The sequence below is a fragment of the Serratia sp. TSA_130.1 genome (genome assembly GCF_052691795.1).
Map to the genome: position 1 here is coordinate 1,332,035 of NZ_JBQZFS010000001.1, position 22,410 is coordinate 1,354,444.

The window sequence follows — 22,410 nt, forward strand, 5'->3', positions numbered from 1 at the left end:
AAATGAAACAGTATCTGGATTTGATGAACAAGGTGCTCGCCGAGGGCACTCCTAAAGCCGACCGTACCGGCACTGGCACGTTGTCGATTTTCGGCCACCAGATGCGTTTCAATTTGCAGGAAGGCTTCCCGTTGGTGACCACCAAGAAATGTCATCTGCGTTCGATCATTCATGAGCTGTTGTGGTTCCTGAACGGCGATACCAACATCGCCTATCTGCGTGACAACAAGGTCACCATTTGGGACGAGTGGGCCGATGAAAACGGCGATCTCGGCCCGGTGTACGGCAAGCAGTGGCGAGCCTGGGGGGCGGCGGACGGTCGTCAGATCGATCAGCTGAGCAACGTGCTCCAGCAACTGAAACAAGATCCGGATTCGCGCCGCATCATCGTTTCCGCCTGGAACGTCGGTGAGCTGGACCAGATGGCGCTGGCGCCGTGCCACGCGTTCTTCCAGTTCTACGTGGCGGACGGCAAACTCTCTTGCCAGCTGTACCAGCGTTCCTGCGACGTGTTCCTCGGCCTGCCGTTCAACATCGCCAGCTACGCGCTGTTGGTGCATATGATGGCGCAGCAGTGCGATTTGGACGTCGGCGACTTCGTCTGGACCGGTGGCGATACCCATCTGTACAGTAATCATATGGAACAGACGAAGCTGCAGTTGACGCGTGAACCCCGTCCGTTGCCGAAGCTGGTGATCAAACGCAAGCCGGCTTCGCTGTTCGATTACCGTTTCGAAGACTTCGAGATCGAAGGTTACGATCCGCACCCGGCCATCAAGGCGCCGGTCGCGATCTGACCTTAACCGCATCACACCAGGGGCGCAGCGATTGCGCCCCTTTTTTATCCGCATTGCGCGCCGCGCCGCATTTTATTGTCGCCATTTGTCGCTATAGGGAAAACATTGCGCAGCTTGCCGCAAGGCTTGCGCATGCGGCTTTACCGCCTTGTTACGGCCCTTAAACTGGCCGCATGAAAGAAAATACGCTCTCGAACATCGATGACCGCCAGCGTGGCATGACGCTGATTGAGCTGTTGGCGGCGCTCCTGATCGCCGGCATGCTCACCGGCTGGGGCGTCGGTCAATGGCGCCACCATCAGCAAACGTTGCGCCTGGAACATACTGCCCAGCAGCTGCTGGCATTTTTACTGCGACTGCAGGCGGACGCCAACTGGCGCAACCGCACGACGCTGCTGTGGTTCAAGAACGGCACGCCCTGGTGCCTGGGCGGCGGTGTGCCGCCGCCGGATTGCGCTTCCGCCGAGGGTTCCGTTTTCTCACCGTCTTACCGCGACGTCGTTTTGAGCGGCTACACCGACAAAGAGATCGGGTTTTACGGCTTGCGCAATACCGCGCAGGCGGGGCACATCCTGCTCAGCAACGAGGCAGGCGGCCTGCGGCTGGTGCTGTCCGCCCGAGGGCGGCTGCGTTTGTGCAGCGAAGGGCTCCGGATAAGGGGGATCGCGCCATGCTGACTGTCGAACGCGGTTTTACCTTGCCGGAGGTGATGTTGGCGCTGGTGTTCGGCAGCGTGATCGCGCTCGGCGCCGCGAAAACCTACCCGCTGTTGCGCCAGCAAAACGTGGCCGTCGGCCAGCATTTTCGGCTGGAGTCAACGCTGCGGCAACTGGCGTTCGGCATCGAGAAGGACCTGCGCCGCGCCGGTTTCTGTGCCGGGCAGTGCGCCGGCCGCCCGCTGCTGATCGGCCAGGCGGCGGGAGAAGCGGCGGGCAGCTGCGTTATCGTCGCTTACGACATCACCCGCAGCGGGCAATGGCTCACCTCGGGCGAGGATGCAGGTTATTTCGGTTATCGGCTGCGCAATGGCGGCTTGGAAGGGCAGCGCGGCGTAAGCCAATGCGACGGCGGCGGCTGGGAGCGGCTGCTCGATCGTGACGAAGTGCAGATTGAGCGGTTTCATGTGGCGATAGAGCGCGGGGAGCATGGCGGTGCGCTGGGCCGTTTGACTCTGGCGGGGCGCTCTGTCGGCGATGCGCGTATCAGGCGCAGCCTGAGCGGGAACGTCGAAATGGCGGCGTTGCCATGAACCGGCGGAGCCAGCGAGGCGGCAGCACTTTGGCGGCGGTAATGTTGCTGTTGGCGTTGGGGTTGATGTTGCTCAATGCCCAGCACCGGCAATTGGATAACGCGCTGTTACTGGCCGCCGATCAGCAGCGCTACCTCCAGGCTTACAATCAGGCCGCTTCGGCGCTGAGTTGGGGCATGCTCCAGCGTTGGCCGCGCGCCGAGCTGAGTGCGGCGGCCTGGTTATGCAGGCAGCGCGCGGAACTGACGGCCTGCGCCCGGCTGTCTGCCAGAGCGGGCGTCGTGACGGTACGCGGCCTTGGGGAGATGCGTGGCGGTGAGCCGCTTTGGCTGTATCAATGGGGCGCGTTTGACGGTGCGGAATCGGTCGGCAGGGTGCAAGCGCAGCCGGGCGGCCGGCTGGATTTTTGCCCCGAGAAAAGGCCGGCCGACTGTGAGGGTTAACGCTCGCGCAGGGCGGTTATCCCGCAACGGCTTCAGCCTGCCGGAAGTGTTGGTGGCGGCATCGTTGTTCTCGGTGTCGCTGCTGGGCTTGTTACAGTATCATCAGGTGCTGTTGCAGTCGTTCCAGCGCCAGTGGCACTACCGGCAAGCCTGGGTGATGGCGCATCAGCAGTTGGAGGCGTTCGCCGTCACCGGTCGGCTCGATGCCGAATCGCTGCCGGGAGGCTGGCGACGCGAGACGGCGTTCGACGGCGAGGATGCGGATTGCCGCCGATTGACGGTCAGAGTACAAACTCCGCAACGGCAGTGGGCGACGCTGAGCCGCTGGTATTGCACCCGTTTTTGAGCCGGTACGTATCTTGTTTTAAAGGAGCCATCATGTTCACGGTTTATCATTCCAATCAGCTGGATTTATTGAAAACGCTGACCAGCGCGCTGATAGCCAGAGATCCGTTGGCCGATCCTTTTCAACAGGAAGTGGTGCTGGTTCAGAGCCCCGGTATGGCGCAATGGCTGCAAATGCAGCTGGCGGAGCAGTTCGGCATCGCCGCCAATGTCGCGTTTCCGCTGCCGGCGACCTTCATTTGGGACATGTTCACCCGCGTGTTGCCGGATATCCCGAAAGAGAGCGCCTTCAGCAAGGACGCCATGACCTGGAAGCTGATGTGGCTGCTGCCGGAGATGCTGACCCAGCCGGCGTTCGCGCCACTGCAGCACTATCTCACCGATGACGGCGACAAGCGAAAAATCCACCAATTGGCCGGCCGGGTTGCCGACCTTTTCGACCAGTATTTGGTTTATCGCCCGCAGTGGCTGGAGAGCTGGCAGCGCGGCGAGCGCATCGACGGTCTGCCCGAGGCTCAGCAGTGGCAGGCGCCGCTCTGGGCGCGGCTGGTGGAGTACACGCGCGAATTGGGGCAGCCGGAATGGCACCGCGCCAATCTGTACAGCCGCTTTATCCACGCGCTGGAGCAGGCAACAACGTGTCCGCCCGGTTTGCCGCCGCGGGTGTTTATCTGCGGCATCTCGGCGTTGCCGCCGGTCTATCTGGAGGCGCTGCAGGCGCTGGGGCGGCATATCGATATCCACCTGATGTTCACCAACCCTTGTCGTTATTACTGGGGCGACATTCAGGATTACGCTTTCCTGGCCCGCTTGCAGAGCCGCAAGCGCCGTCACTATCATCAGGCGCGCGAGCAAGGGCTGTTTCGCGAACCGGCTGACGCGGCGCGTCTGTTTGACGCTGAAGGGCAGCAGCAGCTCAGTAACCCGCTGCTGGCCTCCTGGGGCAAGCTCGGGCGCGATCACCTCTATTTGCTGTCGCAGATGGAAGGGGCGCAAGAGGTCGACGCCTTTGTCGATATCCCGGCGGATACCATGCTGCACGCCGTTCAACGCGATATGCTGGAGCTGGAAGATCACGCGGTGATCGGCATCACGGCGGAAACGCTGGAAAGCAGTTTCAGCAAGCGCAGGCTCGATCCGCAAGATCGTTCCCTCAGCCTGCACGCCTGCCACAGCCCACAGCGGGAAGTGGAGGTGCTGCACGATCAACTGCTGACCATGCTCGCGCAGGATCCCGCGTTGACGCCGCGCGACATCATCGTGATGGTGGCGGATATCGACAGCTATACGCCTTATATTCAGGCCGTGTTCGGCAATGCTCCCGCCGAGCGCTACCTGCCGTTCGCCATTTCTGACCGTAAAGCGCGACAGGCGCATCCGGCTTTGCAGGCGTTCATCTCCCTGCTCGATCTGCCGCAAAGCCGCTTTACGTCGGAACAGGTGCTGGCGCTGTTGGAAGTGCCGGCCCTGGCCGCCCGTTTCGCCATTGGCGAAGAGGGGCTGCGCCTGTTGCGTCACTGGGTCGGTGAATCCGGCGTGCGCTGGGGGCTGGACGACGATAACGTGCGAGAACTGGATCTGCCCGCCACGGGCCAGCACACCTGGCGATTCGGCATTACGCGCATGCTGCTCGGTTACGCGATGGACAGCAACGCCGGCGATTGGCAGGGCATTTTGCCTTACGACGAGTCGAGCGGGTTGGTCGCCGAACTGGCGGGGCAGTTGGCGGATCTGCTGGCCCAATTGAGCCATTGGCGGCAAGTCTTGAGCGAAGCGCGCTCGCTCGAGGCATGGCTACCGCTGTGCCGACAGCTGCTGGATGCCTTCTTCGAAGCGGATAGCGATACCGAAGTGGTGCTGGCATTGATCGAGCAGCAGTGGCAGCAGGCCATCAATTTTGGCCTGGCGGCGCGCTATCCGGATGACGTGCCCTTGACGATTCTGCGCGACGATTTGGCGGCGCGCCTCGATCAGGAGCGCATCAGCCAGCGCTTCCTCGCCGGGCAAATCAACTTCTGTACGCTGATGCCGATGCGCTCGATTCCGTTCAAGGTGGTGTGCCTGTTGGGCATGAACGACGGCGTGTATCCGCGCACGTTGCCGCCATTGGGGTTTGATCTGATGGCGCAGCAGGTCAAGCGCGGCGACCGCAGCCGGCGCGATGACGACCGCTATCTGTTCCTGGAGGCGATTCTGTCCGCTCAACAACGGCTGTATATCAGCTTCATTGGCCGTTCCATTCAGGACAACAGCCCGCGCTATCCTTCGGTGCTGGTTACCGAGCTGCTGGAGTATCTGGAGCAAAGCTATTGCCTGCCGGGAGACGAGGCGTGCACCGCAGACGACAGCGCCCGGCGAGTGGGCGAGCATTTGCTGAAGTGGCATGCGCGCATGCCGTTCGCCGCCGAGAATTTCTTGCCGGGCTCGGAAGCGCAAAGCTATGCCGCCGAGTGGCTGCCCGCCGCCGACGGGCGCGGGGCGGCGCACCCGGCCTTCAACCAGCCGCTGCCCGCCGAAGCGCTGCAGCAAATAGCGTTGGATGAGCTGCTGCGGTTTTACCGCCATCCTATTCGCGCCTTCTTCCAGCTGCGGTTGGGCGTCAGCTTTATCCTGGAAGAGACCGAGCTGCCGGACGAAGAGCCCTTCACGCTGGATAACCTCAGCCGCTACCAGTTCAACAGCCAACTGCTGAATACCCTGATTGACGGCGACGATCCCGAACGGTTGTTCCAACGGGTGCGCGCCGCCGGGGGGTTGCCCTATGGCGCCTTCGGCGAGATCTATTGGCAAAAGCAGCAGGAAGAGATGAGCGAACTGGCCGAGCAGGTGCGTGCGGAACGCGCAGAGAGCCACAGCCTGGAATTGGACATCGATATTGCTGGCGTGCGCCTCAGCGGCTGGCTGCATCAGGTGCAGGATGACGGCCTGTTGCGCTGGCGGCCCGCCACGTTGTCGGCGGTGGACGGCATATTACTGTGGCTGGAGCACCTGGTGTACTGCTGCGCCGGCGGCACCGGCGAGAGCCGCATGTATGGTCGCAAGAACTCCGCCTGGCGCTTTGCCGCGCTTGCGCCTGAAGAGGCGCAAGCGCAGCTGGCGGAACTGCTGGCGGGCTATCAGCGCGGTCTGTGTCAGCCGCTGTTGTTGCTGAACAAGAGCGGCTGGGCGTGGCTGAGTCAGTGCTATCAGCCGGAAACGCAGCAAATCGACTGGGAGGAAGAAGCGCAAGCAAAGGCTCGCGCCAAATTGCTGCAGGCTTGGCAGGGCGATCAGCGCATTCCCGGAGAAGGGGAAGATCCCTATGTTCAGCGAGTGTTCCGCCAATTGGACAATGACTACCTGGCGCAAATACTGGCCGAAACAGAGCGTTATCTGCTGCCGGTGGCGCGTCATAACCTGGGGTAACAATCCCCCGGTGGTGCTGTGCGGCGGGAGGTGGTAAAAATAACGAAGGTTATATTCAACCATTGGGGTAATTCCCGGTCTTACATAACGTACAGGCATATACCCGCCGCGTTTTGGGGCGCCACATTGGCGAAGAACCCGGCGAGTACAGATTTGGTTATGTGGTTTTGATGTACGTCGCCAGCGTCAGGGAGTGGGCGTGGCGATGTCAGAATAGGGGTTTATTTTGGATATGCGCAGACAGTTGGCCCGCATCACCGGGCTGGTATTATTGGCTATGTGTTGGGCGCCGTTGAGCTGGGCCGCACAAGGATGGCAACCGCTGGCGGAGAAGATCAACAAGAGCGAGCACGATCCGCGTCAGTACGAGGCGATCAAGTTGGCTAACGGCATGACGGTGCTGCTGGTGTCCGATGTCCAGGCGCCGAAATCGCTGGCGGCGCTGGCATTGCCGGTCGGGTCGCTCGAAGATCCGAACAGCCAACTGGGCTTGGCGCACTATCTGGAACATATGGTGCTGATGGGCTCCAAACGTTATCCCGAGCCGGAAAACCTGTCCGAATTCCTGAAAAAGCACGGCGGCAGCCACAACGCCAGCACGGCTTCTTATCGCACCGCCTTCTATCTGGAAGTGGAGAATGACGCGCTGGAGCCGGCGGTCGATCGCATGGCCGACGCCATTGCGGAGCCGTTGCTGGATCCGGGCAATGCCGATCGCGAGCGCAACGCGGTGAATGCAGAATTGACGATGGCGCGTTCGCGCGACGGCATGCGTATGGCGCAGGTCGGTGCGGAAACCCTCAACCCGGCGCACCCGAGCGCGCGCTTCTCCGGCGGTAATCTGGACACGCTGAAAGACAAGCCGGGCAGCAAGTTACACGATGAGCTGATGGGGTTCTATAAGCGCTACTACTCCGCCAATCTGATGATGGGGGTGCTGTACGGCAATCAACCGCTGCCGCAGCTGGCTGACATTGCCGCAAAAACCTTTGGCCGCGTGCCGAATCATGACGCCAGCGTGCCGCCGATCACCGTACCGGCCGTCACGCCGGAGCAGCAGGGCATCATCATTCACTATGTGCCGGCGCAGCCGCGCAAGCAGCTGAAGGTTGAGTTCCGCATCGATAACAACAGCGCCGCGTTTCGCAGCAAAACCGATACCTACATCGGTTACCTGATCGGCAACCGCAGTAAAAATACCCTGTCCGACTGGTTGCAGAAGCAGGGATTGGCGGACGCCATCAATGCCGGCGCCGATCCGATGGTGGATCGCAACGGCGGCGTCTTCGCCATCAGCGTCTCGCTGACTGACAAAGGCTTGGCCCAGCGCGACCAAGTCGTCGCCGCCATTTTCAACTACCTGAAAATGCTGCGCAGCGAAGGTATCAAGCAGAGTTACTTCGACGAAATCTCGCATGTTCTGAACCTGGACTTCCGCTATCCGTCGATCACGCGCGACATGGACTACATCGAATGGCTGGTGGACACTATGCTGCGCGTGCCGGTTGAGCATGCGCTGGACGCGCCTTACCTGGCCGATCGCTATGATCCTAAGGCGATCGCTGAACGTCTGGATGCCATGACGCCGCAAAATGCGCGCATCTGGTTCGTCAGCCCCGATGAGCCGCACAACAAGACGGCCTATTTCGTCAATGCGCCTTACCAGGTCGACAAAATCACGCCACAGCGCTTTACGCAGTGGCAGCAGTTGGGCAGCGGCATTTCCCTGTCATTGCCGGCGCTCAACCCGTACATTCCGGATGATTTCACCCTGACCAAACCGTCGCATGAATTCAAAAAGCCGGAAATGGTAGTGGATAAGCCCGGCCTGCGCGTGCTGTATATGCCGAGCCGTTACTTCGCCGATGAGCCGAAGGCCGATGTCACCGTCGCTTTCCGCAACGCCAAGACCATGGATTCCGCGCGCAACCAGGTGCTGTTCTCGCTGACGGATTATTTGGCCGGCCTGGCGCTGGATCAGCTGAGCTATCAGGCGTCGGTCGGCGGGTTGAGTTTCTCGACGTCGCCGAACAACGGCCTGATGTTTAACGCCAACGGCTTTACCCAGCGCCTGCCGCAGTTGTTGACGGCGCTGATCGAGGGCTATTCCAGCTTCACGCCGACGGAAGATCAGCTGGCGCAGGCCAAGTCCTGGTACCTGGAGCAGTTGGACGCCGCCGAGAAGGGCAAGGCGTTTGAACTGGCCATTCAGCCGGTGCAGATGGTTTCCCGCGTGCCGTATTCCGAACGCAGCGAGCGCCGCGAAGTGCTGAAAACGCTGACGCTGAAAGACGTGCTGGCGTATCGCGACAGCCTGCTGGCCGAGGCCACGCCGGAGCTGCTGGTGGTGGGCAACATGAGCAAGCAACAGGTCGATACGCTGGCGTCGACGCTGAAGCACCGTCTGGGCTGTACCGGTATTGAGTGGTGGCACGGCGAAGACGTGGTGGTGGACAAGAATCAGCTGGCCAACCTGCAACAGGTAGGCAGCAGCACCGACTCGGCGCTGGCGGCGGTCTACGTACCGACCGGTTACGACGAAGTGACCGGCATGGCCTACAGCTCGCTGTTGGGGCAGATTATTCAGCCGTGGTTCTACAGCCAGCTGCGCACTCAGGAACAATTGGGGTATGCGGTCTTTGCCTTCCCGATGTCGGTGGGCCGCCAGTGGGGCGTAGGCTTCCTGTTGCAGAGCAACAGCAAACAGCCGGCCTACCTGTACCAGCGCTATCAGGATTTCTATCCGAAAACCGAGAAACGCCTGCGTGAAATGAGCGAGGCCGATTTTGAGCAGTACAAACAGGCGCTGATCAACGAACTCAAACAGCGGCCGCAAACCCTCAGCGAGGAGGCCAGCCGGTTCGCCAATGATTTCGATCGCGGCAACTTCGCCTTTGATACCCGCCAGAAGCTGATCGCGCAGGTGCAACAGCTGACGCCGACCAAACTGGCGGATTATTTCCACCAGGCAGTGATCCAGCCGCAGGGGCTGGCGGTGTTGTCGCAGGTCAGCGGCAGCGGGCAGGACAAAGCGGATTACGCGGCGCCTAAGGATTGGGTCACCTATCCGAACGCGTCGGCATTGCAGCAGATCCTGCCGCGTAAAGTGGCTACGCCATGACGGAAGTCGCCCCGCAGAGGCTAGAACCGCTGACGCTGCCGCTGTTTGGCGAACGCCTGATCGAGGCGTCGGCGGGCACCGGTAAAACTTTTACCATCGGCGCGCTGTATCTGCGCTTGCTGCTGGGATTGGGGGGGGAAGCGGCGTTTCCCCGCCCGTTGACGGTCGAAGAAATCCTGGTGGTGACCTTTACCGAGGCCGCCACCGAGGAGCTGCGCGGGCGTATCCGTGACAATATCCACGGGCTGCGCATCGCCTGCGTGCGCGGCATCAGCGCTAACCCGCTGTTTTCGGCGCTGATGGAAGAAATTGACGATTTGTCTGACGCCGCTGCGCAGCTGCTGGCGGCGGAGCGGCAGATGGACGAAGCGGCGATTTACACTATCCACGGTTTTTGCCAACGGATGTTGACCCACAACGCCTTCGAGTCCGGCATGCTGTTTGAACAAACGCTGGTGCAGGACGAACTGCCGCTGCGGCGGCAGGCCTGCGCCGATTTCTGGCGCCGTCATTGCTATCCGTTGCCGCTGGGCGTGGCGCGTGCGATCAGCCAGGAGTGGAGCGGCCCGGAAGCGTTGCTGGCCGACCTTTCCGGTTATCTGCACGGTGAAGCGCCGGCGCTGCGGCGACCACCGAAGGACGAAGAAACCGTTCTGATGCGCCACGAGCAGATCGTCGCGCGCATCGACGCCATCAAGGCGCAATGGCGGGCGGCGGCGGGCGATCTTGAGGCGTTAATCGCCCAGTCCGGCGTCGATAAGCGCAGCTACAGCAGCAAACACCTGCCGAACTGGTTGAACAAGGTCGGCGAATGGAGCGGGCAGGAGACCCAGGATTACCAACTGCCGAAGGAGCTGGACAAGTTTCGCCAGTCGGTGCTGCTGGAGAAGACCAAGAAGGGCGAGCCGCCGCGTCATGCGCTGTTCACGGCGATAGACGAACTGTTCGATGAACCCTTGACGTTGCGCGACCTGATCATGGCGCGCGCGCTCAGCGAGATCCGCACCTCCATTCAGCAGGAAAAGCGCCAGCGCGCCGAGCTGGGGTTTGACGACCTGCTCAGCCGTTTGGACAGCGCCCTGCAAAGCGGCGGCGGCGAACAGTTGGCGCAGGCGATCCGCCAGCGCTATCCGGTGGCGATGATCGATGAATTCCAGGATACCGATCCGCAGCAATACCGTATTTTCCAAAAACTTTACGTCGGCCGGCCTGATTGCGGCCTGCTGCTGATCGGCGATCCCAAGCAGGCGATTTACGCCTTTCGCGGCGCCGACATCTTTACCTACATGCGCGCGCGTTCAGAGGTGAGCGCCCACTATACGCTGGAGACCAACTGGCGCTCGTCGCCGTCGATGGTCGCCAGCGTCAATCACCTGTTTTCTCAGGTAGAAAAACCTTTCCTGTTCGGCCAAATCCCCTTTATTGAGGTTAACGCGGCGGAAAAGAACCAAGGGCTGGCGTTTGAATTGCACGGCAAGCCGCAGCCGGCGATGCAATTCTGGCTGCAGCAGGGGGAAGGCGCGGGTGTAAGTGATTACCAACAGCTAATGGCGCGCCTGTGCGCCACGCAAATTCGCGACTGGCTCAGCGCCGGGCAGCAGGGCCTGGCGCGGCTGCAGAGCGGCAAGGCGTCACGGCCGGTGCAAGCCTCTGATATCACGGTGCTGGTGCGCAGCCGCAACGAGGCGGCGTTGGTGCGCGATGCGCTCAGCGCGCTGTCTATTCCGTCGGTCTACCTGTCCAACCGCGACAGCGTGTTTGACACCCCGGAGGCCAAAGACCTGCTGTGGTTGCTGCAGGCGGTGTTGGCGCCGGAGCAGGAGCGCACGCTGCGCAGCGCCATGGCCACCGGGCTGATGGGGCTGGACGCGCCGACGCTGGACGGCCTGAGCCGCGATGAGCGCGCCTGGGACGCGCTGGTTAATGAATTCGACAATTACCGCACGCTCTGGCTGCGCCGCGGCGTGTTGCCGATGCTGAGCGAGGTGATGAAAACTCGCCAATTGGCGGAGAACCTGCTGGCCAGCGCCGGCGGCGAGCGTCGCTTGACCGACGTGCTGCATCTGGGGGAGCTGTTGCAAGAAGCGGCGGCGCAGCTCGACAGCGAGCATGCGCTGGTGCGCTGGCTGGCGCAGCAGATCGCTCAGCCTAATCGCCAGTCCGACAATCAGCAACTGCGGCTGGAGAGCGACCGGCATCTGGTGCAGGTGATCACGATCCACAAGTCCAAGGGGCTGGAGTTCGATCTGGTGTGGCTGCCGTTCGTCGGCAACTTCCGCCAGCAGCAGCAGGCGCTGTATCACGATCGCCACAGTTTCCAGGCGTTGCTGGACCTCGACGCCAATGAAGAGAGCCAGGCCTGGGCGGAGGAGGAGCGGTTGGCGGAGGATCTGCGTCTGCTGTATGTGGCGCTGACCCGCTCGGTGTACCACTGCAGTATCGGCATTGCGCCGCTGTTCCAGGGCACGCGCAAGAAACAGGGCGATACCGACCTGCACCGCAGCGCATTGGGCTATCTGGTGCAGGGCGGGCAGCCCGGCGATGCCGTGTATCTGCAGGAGCGGCTGCAGCAATTGGTGGGTGGCGGTATCGCGCTGTCGCTGGTTGAACCGCCGGATGCAGAACCCTGGCAACCCCAGGCGTCGCTGGCCGAAGCGTTGGCGGCGAAAAGCTTTACCCGGCGGATCCAGGATTTTTGGCGGGTGACCAGCTATACCGGTTTGCAACAGCACGGCGCGAGCCTGATGCAGGATCTGCTGCCGCGTCTGGATGTCGACGCGGCCGGTGAGCGCGGGGAAGAAAGTGAGCCAGCGCTTACACCGCATACCTTCCCGCGCGGCGCAACGCCCGGCACCTTCCTGCACAGCCTGTTTGAAACGCTGGACTTCACCCAGCCGCTCGACGAACAGTGGCTGCTGGAACAGCTGCAGCAGCAAGGGTTTGCCGAACACTGGCAACCGATACTGCTGGCGTGGATGCAGGTGCTGCTCAATACGCCGCTCGATGACAGCGGCGTGACGTTGGCGGCGCTGACGCCGCAGCATAAGCAGGCAGAGCTGCAGTTCTATTTACCGATTAACCGGCTGTTGCAGGCGAAGGAGCTCGATGCTCTGGTGAAGCGTTACGATCCGCTTTCCGCCCGCTGCCCGGCGCTGGATTTCCATCAGGTGCAGGGCATGCTGAAAGGCTTTATCGACCTGGTGTTCTGCTGGCAAGGCAAATACTACCTGCTGGACTACAAGTCCAACTGGCTGGGGGAGGACAGCAGCGCCTATACCCGGCCGGCGATGGAGCAGGCGATGGCGGAGCATCGTTATGATCTGCAATACCAGCTGTATACGCTGGCGTTGCATCGTTATTTGCGCCATCGGTTGCCGGATTATGATTACCGGCGCCATTTCGGCGGGGTGATTTATCTGTTCCTGCGCGGCGTGGATGCGGCGCACCCGGGCAACGGCATTTTCACCTGTCTCCCCGCGTTTGAGCTGGTGGCGGGAATGGATAGCTTGTTCAGCGGCGAAGCTGCGGCGACGGAGGAAAAATCATGATCGCACTGCTGGAGCAGGCGGTGGCGCTTGGCGCGCTGCGCCCGCTGGACGTGCAGTTCGCCCGCGTGGTGGCGAGCGAAGACGAGCCTGATATTTTACTGGCCGCCGCCTGTCTGAGCGCAGAGGCGGGGGCGGGGCATGTTTGCCTGATGCTGGAGCAGCTGCAGGCGGACACGCTGTTTGAAGGGCGCCAACCGGCGCTGGCGCTGGCGCTGTGGGAGGCGGCCGGGCGACCGGATAGCGCACGTTGGCAGCAGCGCCTGGCGAGCAGCGCGGCGGTTGGGGACGGCAGCGGCGCTACGCCGCTGGTGCTGCGTGGGCAGCGCTTATATCTGCAACGCATGTGGCAAAACGAAGGTGAAGTGGCGGCGTTTATCGGCGGTGAAGGTGAATCGCTGACGGTGCCGGAGGAGGCGTTGCGCGCCATTCTCGACCGCTTGTTCGGCGCGGCGAGCGATGAACCCGACTGGCAGAAGATCGCTGCTGCGGTGGCTGCCACGCGGCGCATCGCGGTGATTTCCGGCGGACCGGGCACCGGTAAAACCACCACCGTCGCTAAACTGCTGGCGGCGCTGGTGCAGCTGGATGAAAGCGCGCGCTTGCGGATTCAGCTGGCGGCGCCAACCGGCAAGGCGGCGGCACGCCTGACGGAGTCGCTTGGCAGCGCCAGCCGTCAGCTGGCGTTGACCCCGGCGCAGCAGGCGTTGTTCCCCACGGAGGCGGCGACGTTGCACCGTTTGTTGGGGGCGCAACCCAACAGTCAGCGCATGCGCTATCACCGCGGTAACCGGCTGCATTTGGATGTGTTAGTGGTGGATGAGGCCTCGATGGTCGATCTGCCGATGATGGCGCGCCTGATTGCGGCGTTGCCCGATCGGGCCCGGGTGATTTTCCTCGGCGACCGCGATCAGCTGGCTTCGGTAGAGGCCGGCGCGGTGCTGGGGGATATTTGCCGTTTTGCCGAGCAGGGATACAGCGAGGCGCGCGCCGCAGAGCTGAGCCGCCTGACCGGTTGTTCGATCGCTGGGCAGCGGGCCGACGCGCAAGCGGCGGTGCGCGACAGCCTGTGCCTGTTGCGTAAGAGCTATCGCTTCGACGCCCGTTCCGGCATCGGTCAACTGGCGTTGGCGGTCAACGCCGGTGCGGGGGATCGCGCGCTGGCGGCATTAAACGGCCGTTTCGGCGATGTCGCGGGCTATGCGCTGGCGACGAGCGAAGAGTATCAGGCGCTGCTGGACGCGTGCGTGGCGGGCTATCGCGACTATCTGCGGCTGACTGCCGAAGGCGCGGATGCGGCGGCGGTGCTGGCCGCCTTTAGCCGCTTCCAGGTGCTGTGCGCGCTGCGTGAAGGGCCGTTCGGCGTCGCCGGCCTGAATGAACGTATTGAACTCGGGCTGCAGCGCGCCGGCCTGATCGACCGCAAACCGGGTGTGCTCGGCCGCTGGTATCGGGGGCGGCCGGTGATGATCGGCCGCAACGACAGCGCGCTGGGGTTATTCAATGGGGATATCGGCATTACTCTGCCGGATGAGCGCGGCGAGCTGCGCGTGCATTTCCAACTGCCGGACGGCAGCATCAAGTCGGTGCAGCCGAGCCGTTTGCCGGCGCATGAAACCGCTTACGCCATGACGGTGCACAAGTCCCAGGGATCGGAGTTTGAGCATACGGTTCTGGTGTTGCCGAACCATTTCCTGCCGGTGCTGACGCGTGAGCTGGTCTATACCGCGATCACCCGTGCGCGTCAGCAGCTCTCGCTGTACGCCACGGACGCGGTGCTGCTGCGGGCCATTCGCACGCCGACCCAGCGTCGCAGCGGATTGGCTGAACGGCTGCAGACGATGGAATAAGCGATGAAGGGGCGCGGTAGCGGCCGCGCCCACAGGGATTACAGATCCGCCAGCAGAATTTTGGAGCGGCGTTGGTAGTTGTACAACGCTTGTTTCTGCATCGGCAGCACGTCGACCTCCGCCGGGGTGAAGCCACGCTCCTGGAACCAGTGGATGCTGCGTGTGGTCAGCACGAACAGCTTCTTCAATCCCATCTGCCGCGCCTGATTTTCCACCCGCTGCAGCAGCATCTCGCCGCGCGAAGAGCTGCGGTAATCGGGATGCACCGCCACGCAGGCCATCTCGCCGATTTTTTCCTCCGGGAACGGGTACAGCGCCGCGCAGGCGATGGTCAGGTTATCGCGTTCGATAATGGTGAACTTGTCGATCTCCATCTCCAGCTGTTCACGCGAACGGCGCACCAGAATACCCTGCTGTTCGAGCGGCCGGATGAGCTCCAGAATACCGCCGATGTCGTTGATCGTCGCCCGGCGCACCTGTTCGGCGCTTTCCATCACGATTTGGGTGCCGATGCCGTCGCGTGAGAACAGTTCTTGCACCAGCGCGCCGTCCTCCTGATAGCTGATCAGGTGGCTGCGGCGCACGCCGCTGCGGCAGCCTTTCACCGCGCCGCGCAGGAAGCGCACGGTGCCGGAATGGTAATCACCGCCTTCCTCCAGCTCTTCAAGACGCTTTTGCGCGTCGTTGGGGAACAGCTCGGAAAGGATGTTGCCTTCCGCGTCGGTCACGCCCTGCGAGGAGCAGAAACCGATCATTTTTTCCGCTTTCAGTTTGATCGCCAGCTGAGTCGCGACTTCCTCCGAAGTCAGGTTGAAGCTCTCGCCGGTCACCGAGACGGCGACCGGGCCGATCAGCACGATGGCGTTGCTGTCGAGCTGACGATGGATCGCTTCTTCATCGATGCGGCGAATGCGGCCGCTGTGGCAGTAGTCGATGCCGTCATCGACGCCCAGCGGCTGCGCGATGATGAAGTTGCCGCTGACCACGTTAATGTGCGCGCCCTGCAGCGGCGTGTTGTTGAGGCTCATCGACAGCCGGGCGGTGATGTCCAGCTGCAATAAACCGGCCGCCTGCTTGACCAACTCAAGCGTATGGGCGTCGGTCACGCGCGTATGCTTGTGGTAGATCGGTTCATAGTTGTGCTGCGCCAGATTGGCGTCGATCTGCGGCCGAGCGCCGTAAACCACCACCAGGCGAATGCCCAGGCTATGCAGCAGCCCGATATCATTGACGATGTTGGAAAAATTCTCGTGTTCGATGGCTTCCCCACCGAGCATGATGACAAACGTCTTGCCGCGGTGGGCGTTGATATAGGGGACGGAGTGACGGAATCCTTGCACCAGCTCTGTACTACGTTCCTTCACGGGCAAACCTCTTTGCATATTTATACGATATTTTTGTATTTTTATTCTTTTATTGCGCCAATGGCAAGTGGGAAATCGTCATGAAGAGCGAGCTAAGGGCGCTAAATCGTTAATAAATTGAAAAACCATAAAAAGATTTTCTGATGACAGGGCTGGAATGATTGGTTAAAGTTTTCGGCATTCCCAAGTCATTGGTGTTTTTTTCATCTGTTGTAAACAGTTATTACTGCCGGAGCCGCATGCCAAACGCTAATCACAATCTGGGCCGCCGTCGTTTATTACAGGGCGTTGCCGCCAGCTGGTTGCTGAGTGTGAGTCGCACGGGCTTCGCCGCGTCATCGCACGTGATTGCCGTGCGCGTCTGGCCGTCCTCCACTTATACCCGCGTCACGCTGGAATCCAACGTCGAACTGAAATACAAGCAGTTCGCCCTGACCAATCCCGATCGCGTGGTGGTGGATATCGAAGGCGTGCATCTCAACAGCGTGCTGAAGGGCATCGCCGGGCAGGTGCGCGCCGACGATCCTTATCTCAAGCAGGCGCGCGTCGGCCAGTTCGATCAGAATACCGTGCGGCTGGTGCTGGAGCTCAAGCAAAGCGTCAGCCCGCACATGTTCTCGCTGGCGCCGGTGCCGGAGTATCGCAACCGTCTGGTGATGGATCTCTACCCGACCAAGGGCGGCAGCGGCGGCGAGGAGTATGATCCGCTACTGGCGTTACTGGAAGATTACAACAAAGGCGATCTGGAGCGCACGCTGCCGCCCGAAGCGCCGCAGGCCGGCAAGGCGGGGCGCGATCGGCCGATCGTCATCATGCTGGATCCTGGCCACGGGGGCGAAGATCCCGGTGCGATCGGCAAGTATAAGACGCGCGAGAAAGACATCGTGCTGCAGATTGCCCGCAAGCTGAGCGCCATGATCAAGCGCGAGCCGAACATGAAGGTGTTCATGACGCGCAATGAAGACGTGTTTATCCCGCTCAAGGTGCGCGTCGCCAAGGCGCGCAAGCAGCGCGCCGATCTGTTCGTTTCGATTCACGCCGACGCCTTCACCAGCCGCGCCGCGCGCGGGTCATCGGTGTTCGCGTTGTCCACCAAAGGCGCCACCAGCTCGGCGGCCAAGTTCCTGGCGCAGACGCAGAACGCCTCGGACCAAATCGGTGGCGTCAGCAAGAGCGGCGACCGCTATCTCGACCACACCATGTTCGATTTGATCCAGACCGCAACCATCAACGATAGCCTGAAGTTCGGCAAGGAAGTGCTGAACCGGATGGGTAAAATCAACCGGTTGCACAAGAATCGCGTCGATCAGGCCGGTTTTGCGGTGTTGAAGGCGCCGGATATCCCGTCGATCCTGGTGGAAACGGCGTTTATCAGCAATATCGAAGAGGAGCGCAAGCTGCGCACCAGCCATTTCCAGCAGCAGGTGGCGGAGTCGATTCTGGCGGGCATCAAGGCTTATTTCGCCAACGGCGGCGCGTTAGCGAGCCGATAGCGGCAGGGCCGGGCGCAAGTCCGGCTGTTTTTGCGGATTGCAGATACAAAAAAACACCCGTCAGGGTGCTTATCTGTTGTCATCAAGAGTTGGTTGCGGGGGCCGGATTTGAACCGACGACCTTCGGGTTATGAGCCCGACGAGCTACCAGGCTGCTCCACCCCGCGTCCGTCTTGATGCGGTATTACGACGAAACCACCGTTCATGTTATGCCGCTGGTACGGCATTCGGTTGGTTGCGGGGGCCGGATTTGAACCGACGACCTTCGGGTTATGAGCCCGACGAGCTACCAGGCTGCTCCACCCCGCGTCCGTGTAATACTTTGTTATCGAACCCAAACGCAAAATACCGCCACTGCGGCATCGGTTGGTTGCGGGGGCCGGATTTGAACCGACGACCTTCGGGTTATGAGCCCGACGAGCTACCAGGCTGCTCCACCCCGCGTCCGATGGATGCGCACTATACTCTCCATGCGTTTTGTTGCAAACCCTTTTTGCATTTTATTGGCCTAAACCCGTTTTTCTGCTGAATTTGCCCGCAATTTGCCTTCTTTTTCATCACCATCCTCCGTGCGGCTTTTTTTATTTGCAGCGATTCCTTTATCAATGAGCGTTTGTTATCGTTCAGCCGGTAGATCATATCAGTTTGAGAGTGTGCGCGATGAAAGGACGTTGGGGCAAATACCTGCTGGGCGGGTTGATGGTGGCGGTATTGGCGGGCTGTTCGTCCAAGCCGACCGATCGGGGTCAGCAATATAAGGACGGCCGTCTGGATCAATCGCTGGAGCTGGTCAATCAGCCCAACGCCAAAGGTTCGCCGGTCAACGCCAAGGATTATTCGGATCAGCTGATGGAGATCAAGTACGCGTCGCCTTCGCTGTTTAACCGCAACAACAGCACCTATCAGGCGGTGCAAAACTGGATGGCGTCCGGCGCCGACACGCGCATGCTGAGCCAGTACGGCCTCAGCGCTTACCAGATGGAAGGCGTCGACAATTACGGCAACGTGCAGTTTACCGGCTACTACACGCCGGTGGTGCAGGCGCGCTATACCCAACAGGGCGAGTTCCGTTATCCGCTGTACCGCATGCCGCCGAAGGGTAGGGGCCGCTTGCCGGATCGCGCGGGCATTTATTCTGGCGCGCTCGACGATCGCTATATCATCGCTTACACCAACTCGCTGATGGACAACTTCATGATGGAAGTCCAGGGCAGCGGCTACGTCGACTACGGCAACGGTCAGCCGCTGGTGTTCTTCGGCTACGGCGGCAAGAACGGCCACGCCTACCGCAGCATCGGCAAAGTGCTGATCGATCGCGGTGAAGTGGCCAAGGCGGACATGTCGATGCAGGCGATCCGTCAGTGGGCGGATACCCACAGCGCCGCAGAGGTGCGCGAGCTGCTGGAGCAGAACCCGTCGTTCGTGTTCTTCCGCCCGGAAGCTTTTGCGCCGGTGAAAGGCGCCAGCGCGGTGCCGCTGATCGCCAAAGCGTCGGTGGCCTCCGACCGTTCACTGATCCCGGCAGGCACCACGCTGCTGGCCGAAGTGCCGCTGCTGGACAACAAGGGTAAATTCACGGGAAAATACGAGATGCGTCTGATGGTCGCGCTCGACGTGGGCGGCGCCATCAAGGGCCAGCATTTTGACATGTATCAGGGCATCGGGCCGGAAGCCGGCCACTCGGCGGGCTACTACAACCACTATGGCCGCGTCTGGGTGCTGAAGAACAACGGCGGCGGCCAGCTGTTCAGCGCCAATCAGTCAAACGGCGGCGGTTCGTTGCTGGTCACCCGCTAAACGCGCACGGCGTGAAAAGATTGACCCGCAAGGGCCGGATTTTCCGGCCCTTATCATTTGCATTACGAAGGTAATTAAAGCGTTATGAGCACAGCTTATTCGGAAGCCTATCTGCAGCGTTTCGGCGGCACGGCGCGGTTATACGGCCAGCAGGCGCTGGCGGTGTTCGCGCAGGCGCACGTCTGCGTGATCGGCATCGGCGGCGTGGGTTCCTGGGCGGCTGAGGCGCTGGCGCGCACCGGCATCGGCGCCATCACTCTGATCGACATGGATGATGTTTGCGTCACCAATACCAACCGTCAGATCCACGCGCTGCGTCAGCATGTCGGGCAATCGAAAACCGAGGTAATGGCGGAGCGTATCCTGGCGATCAACCCGGAATGCCGGGTGACCTGCATTGACGATTTCATTACCCCGGACAACGTCGCCGAGCTGCTGGACCATAACTTCAGCTACGTCATCGACGCAATCGACAGCGTACGGCCGAAAGCGGCGCTGCTGTCATACTGCCGCCGCTTCAAGATCCCGGTGGTGACCACCGGCGGCGCCGGCGGGCAGATAGATCCGACCAAAATCGAAGTGGCCGATCTGGCGAAAACCATTCAGGATCCGCTGGCCGCCAAGCTGCGCGAGCGGCTGAAGCACGATTTTAACGTGGTGAAAAACGGCAAGGGCAAGCTGGGCATCGACTGCGTCTTTTCCAGCGAGCCGCTGGTTTATCCGCAGCCGGACGGTTCGGTATGCGCTTCGCGCAGTACGGCGGAGGGGCCGAAAAGAATGGATTGCAGCGCAGGTTTCGGCGCGGCGACCATGGTCACCGCCACCTTCGGCTTCGTCGCCGTGTCGCACGCGCTGAAAAAGATGGTGGCGAAGGCGGCGCGTCAGGCGTAACGGGCGGCGATCGCCTGCACGGCGGCGGCTAACGCCGCCAGCCCGCTGGCGCGAGTGGCGCTCAGCTGAGCGCGCAGCGCCAGGCGGTCGAACAGCGCCAGCGGATCCAATTCGGCGATCTGCTGCGGCGTTTTCCCTTCCACTTCGGTCAGCAGCACCGCCAACAGGCCACGCACGATGCGGCCTTCGCTGTCGCCATAAAAGTGCAGCGTGCCGTCTTCCAGCAACTGGTGCCCCAACCAGACGCGGTTTTCACACCCGCTTAACGCCATTTCTTCACTGCGCAAGGCCTCCGGCAGCGACGGCAGCCGTTTTGCGAGCATAATCAGTTGTCGGTAGCGGTCTTCCCACTGTTTCAGCGCGCTGAAGGTGGCGATTAACGCTTCGGCGGTGATCTCTCGGCCAAAAGGATGGGGGGCGAGCATAGCGTCTCCGGGAATCAAGTCAGTCGGCCAGCAGGTCGAGGGCGTGGGTCAACGCGCTGACCAGCGTATCGACGTCCTGTTGAGTATTGTAGGGGGCGAACGACGCGCGCAACGTACCGCTGACGCCTAACGCCGCCATCAGCGGCTGCGCGCAGTGCTGGCCGGCGCGCAGCGCAATGCCTTGCTCCGCCAGCAGCGTGACGATGTCGCTGTGGTGTACGCCGGCGATATCGAACGCCAGCAGGCTGGAACCGGAACTGCGGAAGCTGCGAAAGCCCGGCAGCTGCGCCAACCGCTGTTCTGCCCGATCCGCCAGCTCGCGACTGTAGCGCTCCGCCGCCGCCATGTCCTGTTCGCGAAGCCAGGTGAGCGCGGCGGCCAACCCCAGCACGCCGGCGATGTTTGGCGTGCCGGCTTCGAAGCAGTGCGGCGGTTTTTGCGGGATAAAACCGTCGAACGAAGCCTGGGTCAACATCTTTCCCCCTCCTTGCCACGGCGCCATCTGCGCCAGCAGCTCGGATTTGCCGTACAGCGCGCCGATGCCGGTCGGGCCATACAGTTTGTGGCCGGAGAAGGCGTAGAAATCGATATCGAGCCGCTGTACGTCGGCCGGGTCGTGAACCACGCCCTGTGCGCCGTCGATCATCACGCGCGCGCCGGCGGCATGGGCCAGCGCGATCGCCGGCGCCAGATCCGGGCAGCCGCCGGTGACGTTGGACATTTGCCCCAGCGCCAACAGGCGGGTTCTATCGTTGAGCAGGGCGGGCAGCTGCGCCAGGTCCGGCAGACGGTCGGCGCCGATCGGCAGTTTCACTACCCGCGCGCCGGTTTGATCCGCCACCATCAGCCAGGGGATCAGGTTGGCGTGGTGCTCCGCTTCGCTCACCAGAATTTCATCCCCCGGCTGCAGACGCGGACGCAGATAACTCTGCGCCACCAGGTTGATCGCCTCGGTGGTGCCGCGCGTCCAGACGATGTCGTCGGCCGACGGCGCATGGATAAGTTGCGCGACCTGGCCGCGCGCCTGCTCGAAACGGGCGGTCAGATCCTGCGCCGCCCGATGCTGGCTGCGGTGCACGGTGGCGGCGTCGTCGCGATAAAACTGCTGCGTGGCGTCGATCACCGCCTGCGGCTTCAACGCGGTGGCGGCGCTGTCCAGATAGATGCCGTCCTGCGCGAGCGCGGGAAACTGTTGGCGAAAAAGGCTGGGGTTAAAAGGCGTCATACCCTGATTGTCACTGGCTTGAGTCGATGGGTGATCCTGTCCTATTTTGCCGCCGGAGACAAGCGTTCGCGCCGATTAGGACTTATCGCCTGGCAAAATTGGGAAAGTTTGTTATGCTATTAAACGTGCGCTTGTTAATCGCATCTATACGCATAAAAGGTATTTATCAGCATTTAAAACTAAAAAGGAGTCCTCAATGAAGAAAACAGCCGCAGTTCTCTCTGCCCTGATGCTTACGTTCACCCTGGCCGCCTGTTCCAGCAACTACGTGATGCATACCAATGACGGACGCACCATTGTCGCTGACGGCAAGCCTAAAGTGGATAACGATACCGGCATGATCAGCTATAAAGACGCCAACGGCGTCGAACAGCAGATCAACCGCGCCGATGTGAAAGAGATGGTTGAAAGCAACCAGTAACCGTCAGGCAAAAAAAAAAGCACCGCAAGTTTTGCGGTG

The 22,410-nt window shown here is 61.5% G+C and carries 16 protein-coding genes and 3 tRNA genes; 13 read left to right on the top strand and 6 right to left on the bottom strand.

Annotated features, from left to right (window positions below):
• The first annotated feature begins 2 nt into the window (after positions 1–2).
• From thyA to recD, 9 genes are all read left to right on the top strand, one after another.
• The gene (thyA, locus tag ACUTQY_RS06245) at positions 3–797 is read left to right on the top strand and encodes a thymidylate synthase (RefSeq protein ID WP_015378919.1); all 795 of its coding nucleotides are present in this window, start codon (positions 3–5) and stop codon (positions 795–797) included.
• Positions 798–970: 173 nt separating this feature from the next.
• The gene (locus tag ACUTQY_RS06250) at positions 971–1,474 is read left to right on the top strand and encodes a prepilin peptidase-dependent protein (protein ID WP_046687725.1); all 504 of its coding nucleotides are present in this window, start codon (positions 971–973) and stop codon (positions 1,472–1,474) included.
• The gene (locus ACUTQY_RS06255) at positions 1,468–2,046 is read left to right on the top strand and encodes a prepilin peptidase-dependent protein (RefSeq protein ID WP_046687724.1); all 579 of its coding nucleotides are present in this window, start codon (positions 1,468–1,470) and stop codon (positions 2,044–2,046) included. Before ACUTQY_RS06250 ends, ACUTQY_RS06255 begins: the two co-directional genes overlap by 7 nt.
• Positions 2,043–2,489, top strand: coding sequence for a YgdB family protein (locus tag ACUTQY_RS06260; RefSeq protein WP_015378916.1), 447 nt, complete (start codon positions 2,043–2,045; stop codon positions 2,487–2,489). Before ACUTQY_RS06255 ends, ACUTQY_RS06260 begins: the two co-directional genes overlap by 4 nt.
• The gene (locus ACUTQY_RS06265; RefSeq protein ID WP_046687723.1) at positions 2,479–2,835 is read left to right on the top strand and encodes a prepilin-type N-terminal cleavage/methylation domain-containing protein; all 357 of its coding nucleotides are present in this window, start codon (positions 2,479–2,481) and stop codon (positions 2,833–2,835) included. The genes ACUTQY_RS06260 and ACUTQY_RS06265 overlap by 11 nt, the downstream gene beginning before the upstream one ends.
• 32 nt (positions 2,836–2,867) lie before the next feature.
• A complete protein-coding gene (gene recC / locus ACUTQY_RS06270) occupies positions 2,868–6,239 on the top strand; it encodes an exodeoxyribonuclease V subunit gamma (RefSeq protein WP_046687722.1) in 3,372 nt (1,123 codons plus the stop codon).
• A gap of 232 nt (positions 6,240–6,471) precedes the next feature.
• The gene (gene ptrA / locus ACUTQY_RS06275) at positions 6,472–9,360 is read left to right on the top strand and encodes a pitrilysin (protein WP_033644854.1); all 2,889 of its coding nucleotides are present in this window, start codon (positions 6,472–6,474) and stop codon (positions 9,358–9,360) included.
• Positions 9,357–12,908, top strand: a complete 3,552-nt coding sequence (recB, locus tag ACUTQY_RS06280) for an exodeoxyribonuclease V subunit beta (protein ID WP_046687721.1) — start codon at positions 9,357–9,359, stop codon at positions 12,906–12,908. The genes ptrA and recB overlap by 4 nt, the downstream gene beginning before the upstream one ends.
• Entirely contained in the window at positions 12,905–14,755 is a 1,851-nt protein-coding gene (gene recD / locus ACUTQY_RS06285) for an exodeoxyribonuclease V subunit alpha (protein ID WP_046687720.1), read from the top strand. The genes recB and recD overlap by 4 nt, the downstream gene beginning before the upstream one ends.
• 38 nt (positions 14,756–14,793) lie before the next feature.
• Here recD and argA read toward each other — a convergent pair whose 3' ends face one another.
• A complete protein-coding gene (gene argA, locus ACUTQY_RS06290) occupies positions 14,794–16,119 on the bottom strand; it encodes an amino-acid N-acetyltransferase (RefSeq protein WP_015378910.1) in 1,326 nt (441 codons plus the stop codon).
• 239 nt (positions 16,120–16,358) lie between these two features.
• Here argA and amiC point away from each other — a divergent pair, with 239 nt between their 5' ends.
• Complete coding sequence (gene amiC, locus ACUTQY_RS06295) at positions 16,359–17,612, top strand: N-acetylmuramoyl-L-alanine amidase AmiC (protein WP_033644859.1); 1,254 nt, start codon at positions 16,359–16,361, stop codon at positions 17,610–17,612.
• A 90-nt stretch (positions 17,613–17,702) separates the two neighbouring features.
• Here the strand turns inward: amiC and ACUTQY_RS06300 are convergent.
• From ACUTQY_RS06300 to ACUTQY_RS06310, 3 genes are all read right to left on the bottom strand, one after another.
• A tRNA-Met gene (locus ACUTQY_RS06300) sits at positions 17,703–17,779 on the bottom strand.
• A gap of 65 nt (positions 17,780–17,844) precedes the next feature.
• Positions 17,845–17,921: transfer RNA gene (locus ACUTQY_RS06305), tRNA-Met, on the bottom strand.
• A gap of 58 nt (positions 17,922–17,979) precedes the next feature.
• Positions 17,980–18,056 (bottom strand) — tRNA-Met (locus ACUTQY_RS06310).
• A gap of 216 nt (positions 18,057–18,272) precedes the next feature.
• Between ACUTQY_RS06310 and mltA the strand changes: the two genes are divergently transcribed.
• A complete protein-coding gene (gene mltA, locus ACUTQY_RS06315; RefSeq protein ID WP_033644860.1) occupies positions 18,273–19,409 on the top strand; it encodes a murein transglycosylase A in 1,137 nt (378 codons plus the stop codon).
• A gap of 84 nt (positions 19,410–19,493) precedes the next feature.
• The gene (gene tcdA, locus ACUTQY_RS06320) at positions 19,494–20,300 is read left to right on the top strand and encodes a tRNA cyclic N6-threonylcarbamoyladenosine(37) synthase TcdA (RefSeq protein ID WP_004931886.1); all 807 of its coding nucleotides are present in this window, start codon (positions 19,494–19,496) and stop codon (positions 20,298–20,300) included.
• Here the strand turns inward: tcdA and csdE are convergent.
• Both csdE and csdA read right to left on the bottom strand, forming a co-directional pair.
• The gene (csdE, locus tag ACUTQY_RS06325; RefSeq protein WP_046687719.1) at positions 20,291–20,725 is read right to left on the bottom strand and encodes a cysteine desulfurase sulfur acceptor subunit CsdE; all 435 of its coding nucleotides are present in this window, start codon (positions 20,723–20,725) and stop codon (positions 20,291–20,293) included. The genes tcdA and csdE overlap by 10 nt on opposite strands.
• Positions 20,726–20,744: 19 nt before the next feature.
• Positions 20,745–21,950 carry a cysteine desulfurase CsdA gene (csdA, locus tag ACUTQY_RS06330; protein WP_042785270.1) on the bottom strand — a complete coding sequence of 402 codons (1,206 nt, stop codon included), beginning with the start codon at positions 21,948–21,950 and terminating at the stop codon, positions 20,745–20,747.
• Between the two features lie 196 nt (positions 21,951–22,146).
• On the opposite strand from csdA, the gene ACUTQY_RS06335 reads away from it, so the two are divergent.
• Complete coding sequence (locus ACUTQY_RS06335) at positions 22,147–22,371, top strand: YgdI/YgdR family lipoprotein (RefSeq protein ID WP_025304050.1); 225 nt, start codon at positions 22,147–22,149, stop codon at positions 22,369–22,371.
• The last annotated feature ends 39 nt before the right edge of the window (positions 22,372–22,410 follow it).

What these genes read in the sequence shown, in the direction of transcription:
- amiC (WP_033644859.1), top strand. Translation starts at nt 16,359, where the DNA reads ATGCCAAACGCTAATCACAATCTGGGCCGCCGTCGTTTATTACAGGGC.
- csdE (WP_046687719.1), bottom strand. Translation starts at nt 20,725, where the DNA reads ATGCTCGCCCCCCATCCTTTTGGCCGAGAGATCACCGCCGAAGCGTTA.
- mltA (WP_033644860.1), top strand. Translation starts at nt 18,273, where the DNA reads ATGAAAGGACGTTGGGGCAAATACCTGCTGGGCGGGTTGATGGTGGCG.
- tcdA (WP_004931886.1), top strand. Translation starts at nt 19,494, where the DNA reads ATGAGCACAGCTTATTCGGAAGCCTATCTGCAGCGTTTCGGCGGCACG.
- ACUTQY_RS06250 (WP_046687725.1), top strand. Translation starts at nt 971, where the DNA reads ATGAAAGAAAATACGCTCTCGAACATCGATGACCGCCAGCGTGGCATG.
- recB (WP_046687721.1), top strand. Translation starts at nt 9,357, where the DNA reads ATGACGGAAGTCGCCCCGCAGAGGCTAGAACCGCTGACGCTGCCGCTG.
- ACUTQY_RS06260 (WP_015378916.1), top strand. Translation starts at nt 2,043, where the DNA reads ATGAACCGGCGGAGCCAGCGAGGCGGCAGCACTTTGGCGGCGGTAATG.
- ACUTQY_RS06335 (WP_025304050.1), top strand. Translation starts at nt 22,147, where the DNA reads ATGAAGAAAACAGCCGCAGTTCTCTCTGCCCTGATGCTTACGTTCACC.
- recD (WP_046687720.1), top strand. Translation starts at nt 12,905, where the DNA reads ATGATCGCACTGCTGGAGCAGGCGGTGGCGCTTGGCGCGCTGCGCCCG.
- ptrA (WP_033644854.1), top strand. Translation starts at nt 6,472, where the DNA reads ATGCGCAGACAGTTGGCCCGCATCACCGGGCTGGTATTATTGGCTATG.
- csdA (WP_042785270.1), bottom strand. Translation starts at nt 21,950, where the DNA reads ATGACGCCTTTTAACCCCAGCCTTTTTCGCCAACAGTTTCCCGCGCTC.
- thyA (WP_015378919.1), top strand. Translation starts at nt 3, where the DNA reads ATGAAACAGTATCTGGATTTGATGAACAAGGTGCTCGCCGAGGGCACT.
- recC (WP_046687722.1), top strand. Translation starts at nt 2,868, where the DNA reads ATGTTCACGGTTTATCATTCCAATCAGCTGGATTTATTGAAAACGCTG.
- ACUTQY_RS06255 (WP_046687724.1), top strand. Translation starts at nt 1,468, where the DNA reads ATGCTGACTGTCGAACGCGGTTTTACCTTGCCGGAGGTGATGTTGGCG.